19 protein-coding genes and 7 tRNA genes are annotated in these 19,610 nt (G+C 64.7%); 4 read left to right on the top strand and 22 right to left on the bottom strand.

Annotation, left to right across the window (positions count from 1 at the left end; all coding sequences use genetic code 11):
• Positions 1-21: 21 nt before the first annotated feature.
• The 8 genes from AC25ND_RS13085 to gltX all read right to left on the bottom strand — a co-directional run bounded on the left by AC25ND_RS13085 (position 22) and on the right by gltX (position 3,290).
• Complete coding sequence (locus tag AC25ND_RS13085; protein ID WP_028690424.1) at positions 22-561, bottom strand: TetR/AcrR family transcriptional regulator; 540 nt, start codon at positions 559-561, stop codon at positions 22-24.
• A gap of 171 nt (positions 562-732) precedes the next feature.
• Positions 733-808, bottom strand: a tRNA-Glu gene (locus AC25ND_RS13090).
• Between the two features lie 42 nt (positions 809-850).
• Positions 851-926: transfer RNA gene (locus tag AC25ND_RS13095), tRNA-Ala, on the bottom strand.
• Between the two features lie 66 nt (positions 927-992).
• Positions 993-1,068: transfer RNA gene (locus AC25ND_RS13100), tRNA-Glu, on the bottom strand.
• Between the two features lie 42 nt (positions 1,069-1,110).
• Positions 1,111-1,186 (bottom strand) — tRNA-Ala (locus AC25ND_RS13105).
• A 52-nt stretch (positions 1,187-1,238) separates the two neighbouring features.
• Positions 1,239-1,314, bottom strand: a tRNA-Glu gene (locus tag AC25ND_RS13110).
• A 72-nt stretch (positions 1,315-1,386) separates the two neighbouring features.
• Positions 1,387-1,462 (bottom strand) — tRNA-Ala (locus AC25ND_RS13115).
• 346 nt (positions 1,463-1,808) lie between these two features.
• Positions 1,809-3,290: a glutamate--tRNA ligase gene (gene gltX, locus AC25ND_RS13120; RefSeq protein WP_028690423.1), complete on the bottom strand. Its 1,482-nt coding sequence runs from the start codon at positions 3,288-3,290 to the stop codon at positions 1,809-1,811.
• A 142-nt stretch (positions 3,291-3,432) separates the two neighbouring features.
• Here gltX and AC25ND_RS13125 point away from each other — a divergent pair, with 142 nt between their 5' ends.
• A complete protein-coding gene (locus tag AC25ND_RS13125; RefSeq protein ID WP_028690422.1) occupies positions 3,433-4,482 on the top strand; it encodes an HlyD family secretion protein in 1,050 nt (349 codons plus the stop codon).
• Complete coding sequence (locus tag AC25ND_RS13130) at positions 4,472-6,022, top strand: MDR family MFS transporter (protein ID WP_486976383.1); 1,551 nt, start codon at positions 4,472-4,474, stop codon at positions 6,020-6,022. The genes AC25ND_RS13125 and AC25ND_RS13130 overlap by 11 nt, the downstream gene beginning before the upstream one ends.
• A 119-nt stretch (positions 6,023-6,141) precedes the next feature.
• On the opposite strand, the gene uvrB is transcribed toward AC25ND_RS13130, so the two are convergent.
• Positions 6,142-8,157 carry an excinuclease ABC subunit UvrB gene (uvrB, locus tag AC25ND_RS13135; protein ID WP_028690420.1) on the bottom strand — a complete coding sequence of 672 codons (2,016 nt, stop codon included), beginning with the start codon at positions 8,155-8,157 and terminating at the stop codon, positions 6,142-6,144.
• A gap of 289 nt (positions 8,158-8,446) precedes the next feature.
• On the opposite strand from uvrB, the gene AC25ND_RS13140 reads away from it, so the two are divergent.
• Both AC25ND_RS13140 and AC25ND_RS13145 read left to right on the top strand, forming a co-directional pair.
• Positions 8,447-9,643: an amino acid aminotransferase gene (locus AC25ND_RS13140; protein ID WP_028690419.1), complete on the top strand. Its 1,197-nt coding sequence runs from the start codon at positions 8,447-8,449 to the stop codon at positions 9,641-9,643.
• A gap of 62 nt (positions 9,644-9,705) precedes the next feature.
• Positions 9,706-9,781, top strand: a tRNA-Asn gene (locus tag AC25ND_RS13145).
• Positions 9,782-9,835: 54 nt separating this feature from the next.
• On the opposite strand, the gene AC25ND_RS13150 is transcribed toward AC25ND_RS13145, so the two are convergent.
• From AC25ND_RS13150 to ccmA, 13 genes are all read right to left on the bottom strand, one after another.
• Positions 9,836-10,252: a cupin domain-containing protein gene (locus tag AC25ND_RS13150; protein ID WP_028690418.1), complete on the bottom strand. Its 417-nt coding sequence runs from the start codon at positions 10,250-10,252 to the stop codon at positions 9,836-9,838.
• Positions 10,253-10,408: 156 nt separating this feature from the next.
• Entirely contained in the window at positions 10,409-11,197 is a 789-nt protein-coding gene (locus tag AC25ND_RS13155) for a PhzF family phenazine biosynthesis protein (RefSeq protein ID WP_028691027.1), read from the bottom strand.
• 50 nt (positions 11,198-11,247) lie between these two features.
• On the bottom strand, positions 11,248-12,186 hold the full coding sequence (locus AC25ND_RS13160) for a 2-hydroxyacid dehydrogenase (RefSeq protein ID WP_062361724.1): 939 nt from the start codon (positions 12,184-12,186) through the stop codon (positions 11,248-11,250).
• Between the two features lie 68 nt (positions 12,187-12,254).
• Positions 12,255-12,677 carry a hypothetical protein gene (locus tag AC25ND_RS13165; RefSeq protein ID WP_028691025.1) on the bottom strand — a complete coding sequence of 141 codons (423 nt, stop codon included), beginning with the start codon at positions 12,675-12,677 and terminating at the stop codon, positions 12,255-12,257.
• A gap of 12 nt (positions 12,678-12,689) precedes the next feature.
• On the bottom strand, positions 12,690-13,877 hold the full coding sequence (ccmI, locus tag AC25ND_RS13170; RefSeq protein WP_062361721.1) for a c-type cytochrome biogenesis protein CcmI: 1,188 nt from the start codon (positions 13,875-13,877) through the stop codon (positions 12,690-12,692).
• Entirely contained in the window at positions 13,870-14,346 is a 477-nt protein-coding gene (locus tag AC25ND_RS13175) for a cytochrome c-type biogenesis protein (protein ID WP_028691023.1), read from the bottom strand. The genes ccmI and AC25ND_RS13175 overlap by 8 nt, the downstream gene beginning before the upstream one ends.
• The gene (locus AC25ND_RS13180; RefSeq protein WP_028691022.1) at positions 14,343-14,879 is read right to left on the bottom strand and encodes a DsbE family thiol:disulfide interchange protein; all 537 of its coding nucleotides are present in this window, start codon (positions 14,877-14,879) and stop codon (positions 14,343-14,345) included. The genes AC25ND_RS13175 and AC25ND_RS13180 overlap by 4 nt, the downstream gene beginning before the upstream one ends.
• Positions 14,876-16,849, bottom strand: coding sequence for a heme lyase CcmF/NrfE family subunit (locus AC25ND_RS13185; protein ID WP_486976391.1), 1,974 nt, complete (start codon positions 16,847-16,849; stop codon positions 14,876-14,878). The genes AC25ND_RS13180 and AC25ND_RS13185 overlap by 4 nt, the downstream gene beginning before the upstream one ends.
• 11 nt (positions 16,850-16,860) lie before the next feature.
• Positions 16,861-17,316 (bottom strand): cytochrome c maturation protein CcmE, encoded by a 456-nt coding sequence (ccmE, locus tag AC25ND_RS13190; RefSeq protein WP_028691020.1) that lies wholly within the window; start codon positions 17,314-17,316, stop codon positions 16,861-16,863.
• On the bottom strand, positions 17,313-17,489 hold the full coding sequence (gene ccmD / locus AC25ND_RS13195; RefSeq protein WP_011534872.1) for a heme exporter protein CcmD: 177 nt from the start codon (positions 17,487-17,489) through the stop codon (positions 17,313-17,315). The genes ccmE and ccmD overlap by 4 nt, the downstream gene beginning before the upstream one ends.
• On the bottom strand, positions 17,486-18,253 hold the full coding sequence (locus tag AC25ND_RS13200) for a heme ABC transporter permease (protein WP_062361715.1): 768 nt from the start codon (positions 18,251-18,253) through the stop codon (positions 17,486-17,488). The genes ccmD and AC25ND_RS13200 overlap by 4 nt, the downstream gene beginning before the upstream one ends.
• A 46-nt stretch (positions 18,254-18,299) precedes the next feature.
• Complete coding sequence (gene ccmB / locus AC25ND_RS13205) at positions 18,300-18,968, bottom strand: heme exporter protein CcmB (protein ID WP_486976384.1); 669 nt, start codon at positions 18,966-18,968, stop codon at positions 18,300-18,302.
• The gene (ccmA, locus tag AC25ND_RS13210; RefSeq protein WP_028691017.1) at positions 18,965-19,597 is read right to left on the bottom strand and encodes a cytochrome c biogenesis heme-transporting ATPase CcmA; all 633 of its coding nucleotides are present in this window, start codon (positions 19,595-19,597) and stop codon (positions 18,965-18,967) included. The genes ccmB and ccmA overlap by 4 nt, the downstream gene beginning before the upstream one ends.
• Positions 19,598-19,610: the final 13 nt, after the last annotated feature.

Consider the following 19,610-nt stretch of genomic DNA (forward strand, 5'->3'; position numbering starts at 1 on the left):
CTTGCTCCAGGGTCAGGTTGCTCAGATCACCGCCGACTTGGCGGCGCGCAGGATACGGTCGGACAGTTCGCCATCGCCCAGGGCACGGGCCACGGCCAGGCCACCCACCATCAGGGCGAAATCGGCGAGCGCCTTGTCGATGTCTTCGGGTCGATCGACCATCTGTGCGGTCATCAACTCGATGTGTTCGGCCAACACGTTGCGAAACGCCTCCGGCAGGCGTTGCATCTCGCTCAGTGCATTGGGAATCGGGCACGCCTGCACCTCGGAATCACGGTGCTTGCGCGACAGGTAGAAAGCCGCCACAAGGGCCCGGCGCTCGGCGCCGTCAAGGGCGGGATCGAGCTGGGCGAGCAAGGCGCGGCGCTCGCCGAGCAACTGGCTGAACGCCTCGAGCATGAGCTCGTCCTTGCTGTCGAAGTGGGCATAGAAGCCGCCGACCGTCAGCCCCGCGGCGCCCATGACCTGGCTGACGCTCGGCTCGGCCGGCCCCTGTTGCACCAACGCGCTGCGGGCGGCATCGAGGATGCGTTCGCGGGTCTTGCTCTTCTTGTCGCTCATGGCTCACCTCAAAACATTATGGTCATAATATTATATTCATAATATTTTCTGGCAAGCGGAATCTACGGCCATTGATCGGCGCAGCGACATTTTTCGGGAGGCAGAAAAAACAAAAGGCCCATTCAATAATCGAATGAGCCTTATAAGTCCTGCAAAACGCAGGTAAAAAATTGGCGTCCCCTAGGGGACTCGAACCCCTGTTACCGCCGTGAAAGGGCGGTGTCCTAGGCCACTAGACGAAGGGGACTTTAACCTTCGTGCCGACTCGCTGCTGCGAATCGTGGCAAATTGGTGGAGCTAAGCGGGATCGAACCGCTGACCTCCTGCATGCCATGCAGGCGCTCTCCCAGCTGAGCTATAGCCCCGAGTAAAACAAATAACTCACCGATCTGGATGATGAGCTATTCAACGCCCGCAAACGCGGGTAAAAGTGGCGTCCCCTAGGGGACTCGAACCCCTGTTACCGCCGTGAAAGGGCGGTGTCCTAGGCCACTAGACGAAGGGGACGTAACCTTCGTGCCGACCCGCTTTCGCGAATCGCGGCAAAATTGGTGGAGCTAAGCGGGATCGAACCGCTGACCTCCTGCATGCCATGCAGGCGCTCTCCCAGCTGAGCTATAGCCCCGGATTTCTAGCCTCGCGGCCCAGCGACATTTTAAACATCGCTTGTGTGAAACTGGCGTCCCCTAGGGGACTCGAACCCCTGTTACCGCCGTGAAAGGGCGGTGTCCTAGGCCACTAGACGAAGGGGACGAACCTTCTTACCTTCAAGACCCGTTTGCTGGAACCGGTCTTGCCTGACGGCCTTGGCCATCAGTCGGAATTTGGTGGAGCTAAGCGGGATCGAACCGCTGACCTCCTGCATGCCATGCAGGCGCTCTCCCAGCTGAGCTATAGCCCCACAATGTCGCTTTGAACCGAAGCGCTGGCTGGGTGCCTGGCGTTTCGTTTTCGTTCATCGCTGTGGACGGGGCGCATATTAAGATCGGATTGCAGGGCTGTCAAACGAATTTTTGAAAATATTCAAAATTTTTTTCACAGATAACAATCACTTACCGCCCTGCCCTGCTGCTACCGATTACTTGGCCGCGAGGGAAATGCCTGTGGGAGCGGCCTTGCGTCGCGAAAGGGCCGCACAGCGGCCCCGGCGATTATTGCGTGGAAGCTAAATTCGCGGGACCGCGTTGCGGTCCTTTCGCGACGCAAGGCCGCTCCCACAAGGTTCAGCGACCGCCTTCAGTACGCCATCAGGCGATATTCGCCAGCAGCTTCTCCCACTCCTTGTTTTCCTTCTTCGACACGCCACCGAGCAGGTCGATGGCCTGGCGCAGGCGGTAGCGGGTCAGGTCGGGACCGAGGATTTCCATGGCGTCGAGCACCGACACCGAGCTGGCCTGGCCGGTGATGGCGGCGAACATCAGCGGCATGGCATCGCGCAACTTGAACTCCAGCGACTCGACCACGGCCTGGATACAGCCGGTGATGCGGTCCTTTTCCCACTGGCGCAGGCTTTCCAGCTTCCACAGGATCAGCTGCATCACCTGGCGTACCTGGTCGGCCGACAGCTTCTTGCTCTCGAACAGCTTGGCGTCGAGCTTGAGCGCGCCTTCGAAGAAAAAGCCTCCCAACGGGGCAACCTGGCTGAAGGTCTCGACCCGGCCTTGCACGTGCGGGGCGATCTTCATCATGTAGTCGCTGTTGAACGCCCACTTCTGCACGCGCGCGGCGAACTCTTCCACCGGCAGCTCACGCAGCCACTGGCCGTTCAGCCACGACAGCTTCTCGATGTCGAAGATCGGACCGCCCAGGGAGATCCGCGACAGGTCGAAGTGCTCGACCATCTCGGCCAGCGAGAACTTCTCGCGCTCGTCCGGCATCGACCAGCCCATGCGGCCCAGGTAGTTGAGCATGGCTTCAGGCATGAAGCCCATGCGCTCGTAGAAGGTCACCGAGGTCGGGTTCTTGCGCTTGGACAGCTTGCTCTTGTCGGGGTTGCGCAAAAGCGGCATGTAGCACAGCTTGGGCTGTTCCCAGCCGAAGTACTCGTACAGCTTGATCAGCTTGGGCGCCGACGGCAGCCACTCTTCGCCGCGCAGCACGTGGGTGATGCCCATCAGGTGGTCGTCGACCACGTTGGCCAGGAAGTAGGTCGGCAGGCCGTCGTTCTTCATCAGCACCTGCATGTCCATGCGGTCCCACGGAATCTCGACATCGCCACGGAGCATGTCCGGCACGACGCAGACGCCTTCGCTCGGCACCTTCATGCGGATCACATGCGGCTCGCCAGCGGCCAGGCGGCGCTGCACTTCCTCGTCGCTCAGCAGCAGGGCACGGCCATCGTAGCGCGGGGTTTCGCCGCGGGCCATCTGCTCGGCACGCATCTGCTCCAGCTCTTCGGCGGTGCAGAAGCAGTAGAAGGCGTGGCCGGCGTCGACCAGTTGCTTGGCGTACTTGGCATAGATCTCGCCACGCTCGCTCTGCCGGTATGGACCGTGCGGGCCGCCCACGTCCGGGCCTTCGTTCCACTCAATGCCGAGCCAGCGCAGGGCGTCGAAGATCTGCTGCTCGGACTCGCGGGTGGAGCGCAACTGGTCGGTGTCTTCGATCCGCAGGATGAACTCACCGCCGTGCTGCTTGGCGAAGCAGTAGTTGAACAGGGCGATGTAGGCGGTGCCGACATGGGGGTCGCCGGTGGGCGATGGCGCGATACGCGTGCGAACGGTGGTCATGGAGAGTCTCGAACAAAGAGAAACAAAGGCGGGATGTTAGCAGGGAGCAGGTACCGGGCTCCAGCAATGGCGCGATCGTCACTTGTGAGGGGACTGCCGAGCGCTGTTAAATTTGCTTACATTCTCGCAACGACAGCCTCCCATGCCCACTCCACTCAAACGCCGCCTGCTGGTCTTCATCTCCCTGGTGCTGCTGGTCGGCCTCGCCTTCCTGGCCCACTGGTACTTCAAGGGGCGCTTCTTTGAGAGCACCGACAACGCCTATGTCCAAGGCGAGATCACCCGCATCTCCAGCCAGCTGGGCGCGCGCATCGAAGAGGTGCGGGTCGAGGACAACCAGCACGTGCGCAAGGGCGACCTTTTGGTGCGCCTGGAAGCCGCCGACTTCGAACTGGCCGTCGAGCGCGCCCGCGCGGCCCTGGCCACCCGCGAGGCGGAACTGGCCCAGGCGCGTAGCCGCCTGACCCAGCAAGGCAGCCTGATCGCGGCCGGTCAGGCCCAGGTGGCCGCCAGCCAGGCCACCCTCGACCGCTCGCAGTTGGACCTCAACCGTGCCCAGGCCCTGCGCAAGCCCGGCTTCGTCTCCGAAGAGCGGGTCACCACTTTGTCGGCGGAAAGCCATGTCGCCCGCTCGCAGGTAGACAAGGCCCAGGCTGACCTCAAGGGCCAGCGCCAGCAGGTCGATGCCCTGAACGCCGAACTCAAACGCCTCGATGCGCAAATCGCCAATGCCCGCGCCGACCTGGCCCAGGCCGAGCTGAACCTGACCCGCTGCGCGATTCACGCGCCGATCAGCGGCACCATCGGCCAGCGCAACGCCCGCAACGGCCAGGTGGTGCAGGCCGGCGCCTACCTGTTGTCGATCGTCCCCGACGAGGACATCTGGGTCCAGGCCAATTTCAAGGAAACCCAGATCGGAAGGATGCACCCCGGGCAGCACGCCGAACTGCGGTTCGACAGCTACCCCGATACCCCGATCGAAGGCCGCGTGAACAGCCTGTTTGCCGCTTCCGGCGCGCAGTTCAGCCTGTTGCCGCCAGACAACGCCACCGGCAACTTCACCAAGGTGGTGCAGCGCATTCCGGTCAAGCTGACCTTCGCCGCCGACAACCCGCTGCATGGGCGCATCCGCCCGGGCATGTCGGTCACCGCCACGGTCGACCTGCGCGATGGGGATACCGATGGCCGGTGACGCGCCGCTGCGCCCCACCGCGGAGCCGACCCGGCGCGACTGGATCGCGGTGATGAGCGTGATGCTCGGCGCCTTCATGGCGGTGCTGGACATCCAGATCACCAACTCTTCGCTCAAGGACATCCAGGGCGCGCTGTCGGCGACCCTGGAAGAAGGCTCGTGGATCTCCACCTCCTACCTGGTGGCCGAGATCATCATGATCCCGCTGACCGCCTGGCTGGTGCAGCTGCTTTCGGCCCGGCGCCTGGCGGTGTGGGTGTCGCTGGGCTTTTTGGTGTCGTCGCTGCTGTGCTCGATGGCCTGGAACCTCGAGAGCATGATCGTGTTCCGCGCCCTGCAGGGTTTCACCGGTGGCGCGCTGATCCCGCTGGCGTTCACCCTGACCCTGATCAAGCTGCCCGAACACCACCGCGCCAAGGGCATGGCCATGTTCGCCATGACCGCCACCTTCGCCCCCTCCATCGGCCCGACCCTGGGCGGCTGGCTGACCGAGAACTGGGGCTGGGAGTACATCTTCTACATCAACATCCCGCCGGGGCTGGTGATGATCGCCGGCCTGCTCTACGGGCTGGAGAAGAAGGAAGCGCACTGGGAACTGCTCAAGAGCACCGACTACGCCGGCATCGTCACTCTTGGCCTGGGCCTGGGCTGCCTGCAGGTGTTTCTCGAGGAGGGGCATCGCAAGGACTGGCTGGAGTCGAACCTGATTGTCAGCCTGGGCAGCGTCGCCCTGCTCAGCCTGATCCTGTTCGTGATCCTGCAGTTCTCCCGCCCGCACCCGCTGATCAACCTGCGAATCCTCGGCAACCGCAACTTCGGCCTGTCAAGCATCGCCAGCCTGGGCATGGGCGTCGGCCTGTACGGGTCGATCTACTTGCTGCCGCTGTACCTGACGCAGATCCAGGGCTACAACGCCCTGCAGATCGGCGAGGTGATCATGTGGATGGGCGTGCCACAGCTGTTCCTGATCCCGCTGGTGCCGCAGCTGATGAAGGTGATCCCGCCCAAGGTGCTGTGCGCCCTGGGTTTTTGCCTGTTCGGCGCGGCCAGTTTTGGCTCCGGGGTGCTCAACCCGGACTTCGCCGGGCCGCAGTTCAACCAGATCCAGGTGATTCGCGCCCTTGGCCAACCGATGATCATGGTGACCATCTCACTGATTGCCACGGCCTATATCCAGCCCCAGGACGCGGGCTCGGCGTCGAGCCTGTTCAACATCCTGCGCAACCTGGGCGGCGCCATCGGCATCGCCTTGCTGGCGACGCTGCTGGATGCGCGGACCAAGGAATACTTCGACTACCTGCGCGAGGCGGTGGTGCCGAACAATCCGCAGGTGGCGGAGCGTCTGGCGCAGTTGGCGGAGCGGCTGGGCAGCGAAAACGCGGCGCTGGGCAAGCTGTCGGAGATTACCCACCAGCAGGCCTTGATCATGGCCTACAACGATGCCTTTCATTTTGTCGGGATCGGGCTGGCGGTGAGCATGTTGGCGGTGCTGCTGACGCGCACATTGCCGCAGGGGTTGAAGGCGGGTGAGGCGCATTGATCGAGTCACGCCTTGACCTGTAGGAGCAACTGTCTTGCTCAACTGCTAAAGCTAGCGCGATCCCTGTGGGAGCGTAGCCCGAAGGGCTGGGCAATCTCCTACAGTGATTGCGTAGGGCTTTAGCTGGCCAACAGGCGCTCGCGCAGCTTGCCGATTTCGTCGCGCAACTGCGCGGCGGCCTCGAACTCCAGATCGCGGGCGAACTGGAACATCTTTTCTTCCAGCTGCTTGATGCGCTTGGTGATCTGCGCCGGGGTCTGCAGCTCGGCCTCGTAGCGCTCGGCCTCCTCCGCCGCCTTGGCCATGCCCTTGCGCTTCTTGCTCCGCGCTCCCGGCACCGTGGCGCCTTCCATGATGTCGGTGATGTCCTTGACCACGCCCTTGGGCACGATGCCATTGGCTTCGTTGAACGCCACCTGCTTGGCCCGACGCCGCTCGGTCTCGTCGATGGCCCGCTGCATGGAGCCGGTGATGTTGTCGGCGTAGAGGATCGCCTTGCCGTTGAGGTTGCGCGCGGCACGACCGATGGTCTGGATCAGCGAGCGCTCGGAACGCAGGAAGCCCTCCTTGTCGGCATCGAGGATCGCCACCAGCGACACCTCGGGCATGTCCAGGCCCTCGCGCAGCAGGTTGATCCCCACCAGCACGTCGAAGGTGCCCAGGCGCAGGTCGCGGATGATCTCGACCCGCTCGACGGTGTCGATATCCGAGTGCAGGTAGCGCACCCGCACATCGTGGTCGGCCAGGTAATCGGTGAGGTCCTCGGCCATGCGCTTGGTCAGCGTGGTGGCCAGCACCCGCTCGCCCACGGCCACGCGCTTGCCGATCTCCGACAACAGGTCGTCCACCTGGGTCAACGCCGGGCGCACCTCGACCTGCGGATCGACCAGGCCGGTCGGCCGCACCACCTGCTCCACCACCCGCCCGGCGTGCTCGGCCTCGTAGGGGCCGGGCGTGGCGGAGACGAAGATGGTCTGCGGGCTGACCGCCTCCCATTCGTCGAAGCGCATCGGCCGGTTGTCCAGTGCCGACGGCAGGCGGAAGCCATACTCCACCAGGGTTTCCTTGCGCGAGCGATCGCCCTTGTACATGGCGCCGACCTGGGGAACGCTGACGTGGGATTCGTCGATCACCAGCAGCGCGTCATCGGGCAGGTAGTCGTAGAGCGTTGGCGGCGGCGCGCCGGCCGGGCGTCCGGAGAGGTAGCGCGAGTAGTTCTCGATGCCGTTGCAGTAGCCCAGCTCGAGGATCATCTCCAGGTCGAAGCGGGTGCGCTGCTCCAGGCGCTGGGCCTCCACCAGCTTGTTGTGCGAATTCAGGTACTCCAGGCGCTCCTTGAGCTCCTCCTTGATCCCGTCCACGGCCTCGACCAGGGTTTCCCGCGGGGTCACGTAGTGGCTCTTGGGGTAGAAGGTGAACCGCGGCAGCTTGCGAATCACCTCGCCGGTCAGCGGGTCGAAGGCGGCGATATTCTCCACCTCGTCGTCGAACAGCTCGATGCGGATCGCCTCCAGGTCCGATTCGGCCGGGAAGATGTCGATCACGTCGCCACGCACGCGGAAGGTGGCACGGGCGAAGTCCATCTCGTTGCGGGTGTACTGCAGGTCGGCCAGGCGCCGCAGCAGGGCGCGCTGATCGAGTTTGTCGCCGCGGTCGACGTGCAGGACCATTTTCAGGTAGGTCTCAGGACTGCCCAGGCCGTAGATGCACGAGACGGTGGTGACGATAATCGCGTCGCGCCGCTCCAGCAGCGCCTTGGTCGCCGACAGGCGCATCTGCTCGATGTGATCGTTGATCGACGCGTCCTTCTCGATGAAGGTGTCCGACGACGGCACATAGGCTTCGGGCTGGTAGTAGTCGTAGTAGGAGACGAAGTACTCCACCGCGTTGTTCGGGAAGAACGCCTTGAACTCGCCGTACAACTGCGCAGCCAGGGTCTTGTTCGGCGCCAGCACCATGGTCGGGCGCTGCACCTGCTGGATGACGTTGGCGATGCTGAAGGTCTTGCCCGAGCCGGTGACCCCGAGCAGGGTCTGGTGCGACAGGCCCGCGTCGATGCCCTCGACCATCTGGCGAATGGCCTCAGGCTGGTCGCCGGCCGGCTGGAATCGGGTGACGAGCTGGAACTCGGACATGACGGACCTCGTGGATGTCGCGGCAACTGTAAATTTAGCCAGTAGTCTATACCCAAATGCGCGCCCTGGGCGCGGCATTCAAGCCCGACCTGTGAACGTTCATGTCAATGGACCGGGCAATTCGACCAATGGTCGAAAAATATTTGCGCAAACAGCCGGAAAAGCTGCGCCAGACTGTCGCAGTGACCGGTCGGTATCACTATACTGACTCCCCGTTTGCGCACCGCTTCAGTGCCTTCGGCTGGAGCGTGGCGACCCCTATCACTCTCCTATCAGAGCCAAGGTAACAATGAGCCTGTTTTCCGCTGTCGAGCTGGCACCCCGCGACCCTATCCTGGGCCTCAACGAAGCATTCAACGCCGACCCACGCACCGACAAGGTGAACCTGGGCGTGGGCGTCTACTGCAATGAGGAAGGCCGCATCCCGCTGCTGCGCGCGGTGATCGAGGCCGAGACCGCCCGTGCCGCCCAGCACGCCTCCCGCGGCTACCTGCCGATCGACGGCATCGCCCAGTACGACCAGGCCGTGCAGAAGCTGATCTTCGGCGCCGAGTCGCCGCTGCTGGCCGCCGGCCGCGTGGTCACCGTGCAGGCCGTGGGCGGCACCGGCGCGCTGAAGATCGGCGCCGACTTCCTCAAGCGTCTGCAGCCGGGCGCCGTTGTGGCCATCAGCGATCCGAGCTGGGAAAACCACCGTGCCCTGTTCGAGAGCGCCGGCTTCCCGGTACAGACCTACCGTTACTACGATGCCGCCAGCCACGACGTCAACCGCGCCGGCATGCTCGAGGACCTGAACAAACTGCCAGCCGGCTCGGTCATCGTCCTGCACGCCTGCTGCCACAATCCAACCGGTGTCGACCTGTCGCTGGACGACTGGAAGAATGTCCTGGAAGTGGTCAAGGCCAAGGGCCACATCCCGTTCCTGGACATGGCCTACCAGGGCTTCGGTGCCGGCATCGACGAAGACGCCTTCGCCGTGCGCCTTTTCGCCGAATCGGGCCTGGAGTTCTTCGTATCCAGCTCGTTCTCCAAGTCGTTCTCGCTGTATGGCGAGCGCGTCGGCGCGCTGTCGATCGTCACCGCCTCGAAAGACGAAAGCACCCGCGTGCTGTCGCAGGTCAAGCGCGTGATCCGCACCACCTACTCCAACCCGCCGACCCACGGCGCCAGCATCGTCGCCGCCGTGCTCAACAGCCCCGAGCTGCGCCAGATGTGGGAAACCGAGCTGGCCGAGATGCGCGAGCGCATCCACGGCATGCGCAAGCAGATGGTCGAGCTGCTGGCCGAATACGGCGCCAAGCGCGACTTCAGCTTTGTCGGTCGCCAGTGCGGCATGTTCTCCTACTCGGGCCTGACCGTGGAGCAAGTGGCGCGCCTGAAGAACGAGTTCGGCATCTACGCCCTGGACACCGGCCGCATCGCGGTCGCCGCCCTGAACCAGAGCAACATTCACGTGGTCACCAAGGCCATCGTCGAAGTGCTGTAACTGCTTGATTGTCTTGGGGGAAGCTTGACTTCCCCCGGGCAATCGGTAAGATACGCGCAGATTCCGCGATAGCTCAGTCGGTAGAGCAAATGACTGTTAATCATTGGGTCCCTGGTTCGAGTCCAGGTCGCGGAGCCAAATACTGAAAACCTCCAGATGCGCAAGCACTGGAGGTTTTTTATTGCCTGCGATTCAGGGCTTGGGCAAGGGCTCGGTCACCGGCTTGCCCTCCTCCACCAGGCTCCAGACCAGCAGCTTGGCCGGCGCGCGCTTGCTGGCATTGCGCGACACGCTGTGCACGGTGCCCGGCGCCTCGTACCAGAACTCGCCGGCCTGGTAGGTTTTCTCCGGCTCGTCGTTGAGTTTGGAGGTCACCGCTCCTTCCAATACATAGGCCATGACCGCTCCCGGATGCTGGTGGGCGGGCGACGCCTGGCCGGGGCCATAGCTGACCATGAGCATTACAGCTCTCTTGCCTGGGGCATTGGTCGGGAGCTGCTCCTGCAGAATCCTGACCTGATCGGGTTTCTCGCCGTGGGCCCAGGCAGGTGACAGTAGTGCGAGCAGGCTTGACGTCAACAGCACAACGGCTAGATGGATGAATCGCATGGGGCTTCTCCTGAGGGATATCTACCTGCAGGTTAAGCCCAGGTTTGTGAGCGGCAAATGGCCAATTCGCGGGAAAAACGGGAGGCCGATTGGCGAATCACACCCTCCGTAAATGAATGCGCGCACAACGCTTGAAACCACAATCATTCCAGCAACTCAAACAAAAACCACCCCCCGCAAATAAAGCGCCCCCCGCCCACTGATAATCACCCGCCCATTCCCCGGCAAATCACACTGCAACTGCCCCTTGCGCCCCCCACCCTGCTCACAGCGCAAGCTGCTCTTGCCCAACCGCTGCGCCCAGTAGGGCGCCAAGGACGTATGCGCCGACCCGGTCACCGGATCTTCATTGACTCCCACCCGAGGCCCAAACCACCGCGTGACGAAATCAAACCCCCGCCCCGCCGCCGTCACCGCAATCCCCCGTACATCAAACGCCGACAACGCCACGAAATCCGGCTTGAGCCCCTCGATCAGCGAGACATCGTCAATCACCAGTACATAATCGTCGGTCCGGTACAACGCCCGAGCCTCACTTAACCCAAGCGCCTCCAACAATCCCGCCGGAATTTCCACGGCCTCCGGCTGCTTGGCCGGGAAATCCATCGCCAGCAGGCCATCGGCATCACGCCGAACCCGCAACTCCCCGCTACGGGTATTGAACCGCAACACCTCGGCCTGCTCGCCCAACTGCTCGAACAACACCCATGCCGCCGCCAACGTCGCATGCCCACACAGGTCAACCTCCACCGCCGGCGTGAACCAGCGCAGGTCGAACGTTTCACCGTTACGCACGAAGAACGCCGTCTCGGACAGATTGTTCTCTTCAGCAATGCGTTGCAGCACCTCGTCGGGCAGCCACTGCTGCAATGGAATCACCGCTGCGGGATTGCCGCCGAACGGCTCGGATGAAAACGCGTCGACCTGGAAAATCTCAAGTTGCATGTACAAACTCCTCAGGCCCGGCACCGCGCCGGGCGGACTTCAGAAAGGATTCAACCGCGAACCGGCGTCAACACCGGCTCGCCGGCAAAGAATGCCTGCAGGTTACGCAGTACCAGGGCCACGGTATCGCGCGCCGCTTCCGGCGACTGCCCCGCCACATGCGGGGTCAGCACCGTGTTGCCCAGCGCCTTGAGCGCATCGGGCACCGCAGGCTCGTCATCGAACACATCCAGCGCGGCCCCCGCGATCACGCCCCGCTCCAGCGCAGTGACCAACGCCGTGGTATCCACCACGCTGGCCCGGGCAATGTTGACCAGGTACCCCTCGGCGCCCAAGGCCTCCAGTACCGAGCCATCGACCAGATGCCGGGTGCCACTGCCACCGGGCGTCGCGACCACCAGGATGTCCACGGCTTCGGCCAGGTGCAACGGGCTGTCGTACCAGGTGTAGGGCTGGCCCCGACGAGGCGTGCGGCTATGGTAGCTGACGTGCATGTCAAAGCCGTGGCTCGCACGGCGGGCGATGGCCTGGCCAACCGCGCCCAGGCCGATGATGCCCAGCCGCTTGCCGCTGACCGAGGGGCTGATCACCCGGTTCCATTCGCCACGGCGGGTACTGGCATCGGCACGGGGAATATCGCGCAACAGCGCCAGCAGCAGCGCCATGGCATGGTCGGCGACGGGCCCGGCGTTGGCGCCCGCACCATTGGTGACGGTTATACCGCGGGCCGCAGCGGCCTCGAGATCGACCTGCTCATAGCCGGCACCGATCACACAGATGATTTGAAGTTGGGTCAGCGTGGCAATTTCGTCAGCCGTGAGGCCCAGCGGGCCACGCGTGAGCACGGCATCAATCTCGCCGGCATGGCGGGCGATGGCGTCGGTGCGCATTTGCGGCGAGGGTGCGCGGATCAGGCGGTAGCCGGCCCGTTCCAATAGCGGCAGGTAGTCATCGACGGTTTCCACCAGCACCAGGACTGTCTTGCTCATGCCACCCTCCGGTTGAATGCGAAGGGGGATTATGCCAGTTGCTTGCCCTGCGATCAGGTCAACGTTGATTACTGCCCGAACGCCCTGCCCAACCCGCCCGGCACACCACTGCTGTCAGTGTCCTGCCACGGTCCGTTGGGACTCAGCGACCAGCTCCAGCCATTGTTCCAGCGGTAATAGGTGCGCTGGCGGTAGAAGGTGTTGGGCTGCTTCTCCAGCACATAGACCCCCAGCTTCGGGTCCCAGTGGCTGGCGCCCCCCGGCGGCGGCGCGAAGCTGGCGGAAGTGCGTGGCATCGGCTTGGGTATCGCCGCCGGCTTGCTCGGTTGCGTCCCGGGCTGGCCACCCGGCAAGGGCTTGACCACCGGCCCCTTGTGCGGCGGCGTGGTCTCGATCGGCGGCAGCGGTTCACGCTCCCCGGGCTGATGCACCGTACACGCGGAAAGACCCAGGGCCAGGGAAATCAGGGTCAGGCGGACGGTGCTGTTCATGGGGCTGCTCTCTTATGAGTCGGGACTGTCGATGGTCACATGCTGGGTGCCCTGGGTGCCGGCGGCCAGCGGGGCGCTCTGGCCCTTCCATTCACCGTGGGTGGGCTGCCCGGCGCGCGAGACGCGGGCAACCAGTTGGACTTCGGCGAAGTCCGACAGTTTCATCTGCGGCATCATCGCGTCGGCATCGGACAGTTCCACCTCGATCGGCAGCTGCGCCACGGTCACCCGCTTGGCCGCCAGCGGCATGGGCGGGCCATTGCTGGCGCGGGCGAAGATGAACACGGTGTCGTCGGGGCGCACCTTGTCCTTGAGCGCCGCTGCCAGCTCCACCCGTACCTTCAGGCGCGCCGTCTCGGCCACCTTGCCGCCCCCGGCCTTGAGCTTGTCGGCGGCGCGGTCAATGCCGCCCTGCAGCGCGTCACGGGACGCGTCGCCCTGCGGCAACTGCGCCAGTAGGCGTTGCCAGAAGTCGATGGCCTCCTGGTAGCGCTCGCCCTCGAAGGCGGCGATACCACGCAGGCCTAGGCTGGTGACCTCCTGCGGGTCAGCCTTCAGCGCTTCATCGGTGAGCGTCTGCAGTTGCGCCGACCACTGTTTATCGGCGGCGAAGTACAGCGACTGCGCCCATTGTCCGAGCAACTCGGGCTGACGCCCGGCCAGGGCCACGGCGCGCTCGAAGGCCTTGGCCGCGTCGGCTGGCCGCTGCTCGGCCATATAGGCACGACCAAGGAAGTACAGACCTTCGGCCGAGTCGGGCTGGGCCTGTACCGCACGCTCCAGGCGCGTGGTCATTTCCGCCATCGACTGCGGCGCGCGGGCGAACTCCTGGGTCAGTGCGACCTTGTCCGCGGCGCCGAAGTGCAGGTACAGCCCCAGGGCCATGGCCGGCACCAGCACCGCCGCCAGCAACGGCACGGCCTTGCCCAGGTGGCCCTGGCGGATCACGTCGCCACGCTCGGTATCGGCCAGCAGCTCACGGGCGGCCTCGTCACGGCCATTGGCCAGTTGTTGTTCGTCAAGAACGCCGGCCGCCTGTTGGGCAGCCAGTTCGGCGACGCGCTCCTCATAGAGCGCCACGTTGAGGGCGGTACGGTCCTGCTCGGCCTGCTGACGGCGGCGACCGCGCAGGATCGGCAGCAGCAGGAAAGCCAGGGCGGCGAGCAGCAGCAGGCCCGCGCTAAGCCAGAATTCAGTCATGGGTACGTTCTTTATCCAGCAGTTTGGCCAGACGCTCGCGTTCGTCGGCGGACAGTTCGGTGTTGCCGGCCACGGCCTGGCCACGGCGACGGCGCACGATCAGCGCCAACACCACGAAGCCTCCAACCAGGAGGATCCCCGGGCCGAACCAGAGCAGCCAGGTGCGCCCGCTGAGCGCCGGTTTGTAACGCACGAAGTCGCCATAGCGATCGACCATGAAATCGACGATCTGCTGGTTGTCCTTACCCTCGCCCAGCATGCGGAAGATCTCGCGGCGCAGGTCGGCGGCGATGGGCGCGTTGGAGTCGGCGATGTCCTGGTTCTGGCACTTGGGGCAGCGCAGTTCCTTGGTCAGTTGCTGATAGCGCTCGCGCTCGGCGTCATCGCGGAACTGGTAGGTGTCGATGGCCGCCTTGGCCACCCCGACCAGGCTCAGGCCGAGCACGGCGGCCGCCAGCCAGCGCCTCATGGCCGGGCCTCATCGACCAGCCCCTGGTACAGCGGCGCCAGCTGCTCGCGCCACACCGTGGCATCGACCACGCCCACGTGCTTGTAGCGGATGATGCCCTTGGCGTCGATCAGGAAGGTTTCCGGCGCGCCGTACACGCCCAGGTCCAGGCCCAGCGAGCCTTGCTGGTCGGCGATGTTCAGCTGGTACGGGTTGTGGAACTCGGCCAGCCATTTCAGCGCGGCGACGTTGTCGTCCTTATAGTTGACGCCGTGGATTACCACGCCCTGCTCGGCCAACTGGTTCAGGTACGGGTGCTCGACCTTGCACGACGGGCACCAGGTACCCCACACGTTGACCAACGCCGGGCGACCAATCAGGTCGTCTTGGGTGAGGCTACGATCGCCCTGCACGCTCGCCAGCGAGAACGCCGGGAACGGCTTGCCGATCATCGCCGAAGGCAGTTCGTCGGGCTTGAGGAACAACCCCTTGTAGAGAAAGACCGCCACCAGCAGGAACACCGCCAGCGGCACCACCATGATCCAACGCTTCATGCAGTCGCTCCAGACACGCCCAGGGCCTCACGCACCCGGGTCTTGACCTTGACGCGGTAGCGTCGGTCGAGGGCCGCCAGCAAGCCGCCCAGGCCGGTCAGCAGACCGCCCAGCCAGATCCAGCGGACATAGGGTTTGATATGCACCCGCACCGCCCACGCGCCGTTTTCCAGCGGCTCGCCCAGGGCGACATACAGATCGCGAGTGAAGCCGGCGTCGATGCCAGCCTCGGTCATCATCGACTGCTGCACGGTGTACAGGCGTTTTTCAGGGTGCAGCACGGACACTTCGCGGCCATCGCGCGAGACGCGCACGGTGCCCTTGTCGGAAATGAAGTTCGGGCCTTCGAAGTGCTTGGCGCCCTCGAACAGGAAGAGATAGCCACCCAGCTCGACGGTCTCGCCCGGCGCCATGCGCAGGTCGCGTTCTGCGCTGTTGTTGCTCGACAGCACCACGCCTAGCGCGCACACCACCAGGCCCAGATGCGCCAGGTGCATGCCCCAGTAGCTGCGACTCAGGCCCGCCAACCCCTTGGCCAAACCCTTGTGACGGGTCTTGTCGAGGATGTCGCGCACGCCGCTCAGGACCACCCAGGCGGCCAGGGCGAACACGCTCAGGGCCGGCCAGTCGAAGTCATCGACGATCAGCCCGGCGACCGGCGCCAGGATCGCGCTACCGACCAGCACCGGGGTCAGCATGCCGGCCAGCCATTTGCCCGGGGTGTCCTTCCAGCGCACCACCACGCCCACGCCGAGCACCACCATCAGCAGCGCCATCAGCGGCAGGAACAGGGCGTCGAAGTAAGGCGGGCCGACCGACAGCTTGGCCCCGGTCAGGGCGTCGAGCACCAGCGGGTACAGGGTGCCCAGCAGGATCATCGAGGCTGCCACCACCAGCACCAGGTTGTTGGCCAGCAGCAAGGTTTCACGGGACCACAGGGCAAAGCCCACCTGGCTCTTGACCACCGGCGCGCGCAGGGCGAACAGGGTCAACGAGCCACCAACCACGAACAGCAGGAAGATCAGGATGAAGACGCCACGGGACGGGTCGGCGGCGAACGCATGCACCGATGTCAGCACGCCGGAACGCACCAGGAAGGTCCCCAGCAGGCTCAGGGAGAATGCGGCAATGGCCAGCAACACGGTCCAGCTCTTGAACACCCCGCGTTTTTCGGTGACCGCCAACGAGTGGATCAGCGCCGTGCCCACCAGCCAAGGCATGAACGAGGCGTTCTCGACCGGATCCCAGAACCACCAGCCCCCCCAGCCCAGCTCGTAGTAGGCCCACCACGAGCCGAGGGTGATGCCCACGCCGAGGAAGGCCCAGGCGACGATGGTCCAGGGCCGCGACCAGCGCGCCCAGGCGGCATCGAGACGACCGCCCAACAAAGCGGCGATGGCGAAGGCGAAGGCCACCGAGAAGCCCACATAGCCCATGTACAGCATCGGCGGGTGGACAATCAGGCCGAAGTCCTGCAACAGCGGGTTCAGGTCGCGGCCGTCGCCCGGCACCTGCGGCAGCAGGCGCGAGAACGGGTTGGAGGTGATGATCAGGAAGCTCAGGAAACCCACGCTGATCATGCCCATCACCGCCAGCACCCGCGCCAGCATCACCTGCGGCAACTGGCGCGAGAAGATCGACACGGCGAAGGTCCAGCCGCCAAGGATCAGTGCCCACAGCAGCAGCGAGCCTTCATGGGCGCCCCACACGGCGCTGAACTTGTAGTACCAGGGCAAGGCGCTGTTGGAGTTGCTGGCGACGTAGGCGACCGAGAAGTTGTCGGTCATGAAGGCGTGGGTGAGGCAGGCGAAGGCAAACGCCAGGAAGGCGAACTGCCCCCAGGCCGCCGGCCGCGCCAGGCCCATCCACAGGCTGTCGCCGCGCCAGGCGCCGAACAGCGGCACAGTGGCCTGCACGGCGGCAAAGCAGATCGCCAGGATCATCGCCAGCTGGCCGAGTTCGGGGATCACCAGGGCCGCATTCATGGCTTGGCCCCCGCGTCGCTGGCGGCCTGGCCGCTTTCCTTCAGGGCCTTGGTGACCTCCGGCGGCATGTACTTCTCATCGTGCTTGGCCAGCACCTCGTCGGCCACCACCACGCCATCGGCGTTGAGCTTGCCAAGGGCGACGATGCCCTGCCCTTCGCGGAACAGGTCAGGGAGGATGCCGCGGTAGGTGATCGGCACCGACTTGGTGTAGTCGGTGACCACGAAGCGCACATCGAGCGAATCGGCCGAGCGCTGCACCGAGCCTTTCTCGACCATGCCGCCGGCGCGGATGCGGGTGTCCAGCGGTGCCTCGCCGTTGGCGATCTGCGTCGGGGTGTAGAACAGGTTGATGTTCTGCTGCAGCGCGCTCAGGGCGAAGCCCACGGCGACGCCGACACCGGCCAGCAGGCCGAGGATGATGAACAGGCGTTTCTTGCGCTGCGGATTCACGGTTTGCTCTCCCGGCGCAGACGACGCGCCTCTTCTTGCAGGTAGCGGCGACGGGCCAGCAGGGGCGCGGCGACATTCAGCGCCAGCACCGCCAGGCAGATGCCGTAGGCCGACCAGACGTACAGACCATGGTGGCCCATGGCGAGAAAATCACTGAAGGACGCGAAGCTCATCGTGCCGCCTCCCGTCCGAGCTGACCCAGCACCTCATCCTTGACCCAACTGGCGCGGGCCTCGCGCTTGAGCACTTCCAGGCGCATGCGCAGCAGCAGCACGGCGCCGAAGAAGCAGTAGAAGCCCAGTGCGGTGAGCAGCAGCGGCAGCCACATCTCCACCGGCATGGCCGGCTTTTCGGTGAGGGTGAAGGTAGCGCCCTGGTGCAGGGTGTTCCACCACTCCACCGAGTACTTGATGATCGGGATGTTGACCACGCCGACGATGGCCAGCACCGCGCAGGCCTTGGCCGCGCTGTCGCGATTGCTGATGGCCTGGCCCAGGGCGATGATGCCGAAGTACAGGAACAGCAGGATGAGCATGGAGGTCAGGCGCGCGTCCCAGACCCACCAACTGCCCCAGGTGGGCTTGCCCCAGATCGCCCCGGTAACCAAAGCTACCGCGGTCATCCAGGCGCCGATGGGCGCCGCGCACTGCAGCGCGACATCGGCCAGTTTCATCTTCCACACCAGCCCCACCACGCCCGCCACCGCAAGCATGACGTAGCACGACTGCGCCAGCATGGCCGTCGGCACATGGATATAGATGATGCGGAAACTGTTGCCCTGCTGGTAGTCCTGGGGGGCGAAGGCCAAGCCCCAGGTGATGCCGACCAGCAGCAGCACGACAGCGCAAACGCTCAGCCACGGCAGCATGCGGCCGCTGATGGCATAGAACCATTTGGGGGAGCCCAACTTGTGGAACCACGTCCAACTCATTTTCATCAGGGTACATCCAGGGTATTGGCCGGGCTGCGGTGCCCGGGACTCGTTATTCGCCGACGCTGATCTTCAGGCCGGCCGCGATCGCAAAGGGTGCCAGTGTCACCGCCAGGGCCGTCAGGCTGGCGAGCCAGAGCAGGTGACCGTTGGCAGGCATATTCTGCAACGCCGCCTGCAACGCACCACTGCCCAGGATCAACACAGGGATATACAACGGCAGAATCAGCAACGCCAGCAGCAGCCCACCGCGTTTGAGACCGACCGTCAGCGCCGCGCCCACCGCGCCCAGCAGGCTCAACACCGGCGTGCCCAACAACAGGGAGGCGAGCAGCACCGGCAGGCAGGCGCTCGGCAGGCCCAGCATCAGTGCCAGCAGTGGCGCCAACAATACCAGCGCCAGCCCGGAAAAGATCCAGTGCGCCAGCACCTTGGCCAGCACCAGCAGGGCCAGCGGATGCGGCGAAAGCACCCACTGCTCGAGCGAACCGTCCTCGAAATCGCTGCGGAACAACCCGTCCAGCGACAGCAGCACCGCCAGCAGGGCCGCTACCCAGACCAGTCCAGGCGACAAGGTTTGCAACAATTGCGTCTCCGGACCGACCGCCAGCGGGAACAAAGCGACGACGATGGCGAAGAACACCAGCGGATTGGCCAGCTCCGCCGGACGTCGGAACAACAGGCGAGCCTCGCGGCGCAACAGCAGAAGAAATACGCTCATGCCGCCCATTGCCCCAGGTTCAGCTCGCGGTAGCCCGATGGCTTGCGTTCGAGCGTGTGGTGGGTGGTCAGCACCACGGTGCCGCCCTGCTCACAGTGGGCCGCAAGGTGGGCTTCCAGCTGTGCCACGCCCTGCTTGTCCAGGGCGGTGAACGGCTCGTCGAGGATCCACAGCGGCGGGCTGTCCAGGTACAGCCGAGCCAGGGCGACCCGACGCTGCTGGCCGGCTGACAGGGTGTGACAGGGCACGTCCTCGAACCCGCGCAGGCCGACAGCCTCCAGCGCCTGCCAGATTGCCTCGCGACCGGCCGGCCGATGCAGGGCGCAGAGCCAGGCGAGATTCTCTTCAGCGGTGAGCAAATCCTTGATCCCGGCGGCGTGGCCAATCCACAACAGGATGCTGGCCAGGGCATGACGCTGTTCGGCCAATGGCTGGCCGCCAAGCAGGATCTGCCCGGCGGTGGGTTGCATGAGCCCGGCCAGCAGGCGCAGCAGGCTGGTCTTGCCGCTGCCATTGGGGCCGGCGATCTGCAGCATGTCGCCAGGGTGCAGCTCGAAGTGCAGGTGCTCGAACAGCAGCCGCCAGTCGCGCTCGCAGGCCAGGCCCGCGGCTTGAAGGTGAAGGATCACGGTATCGCCTTAT

The organism is Pseudomonas sp. P110(2024) (genome assembly GCF_057480795.1).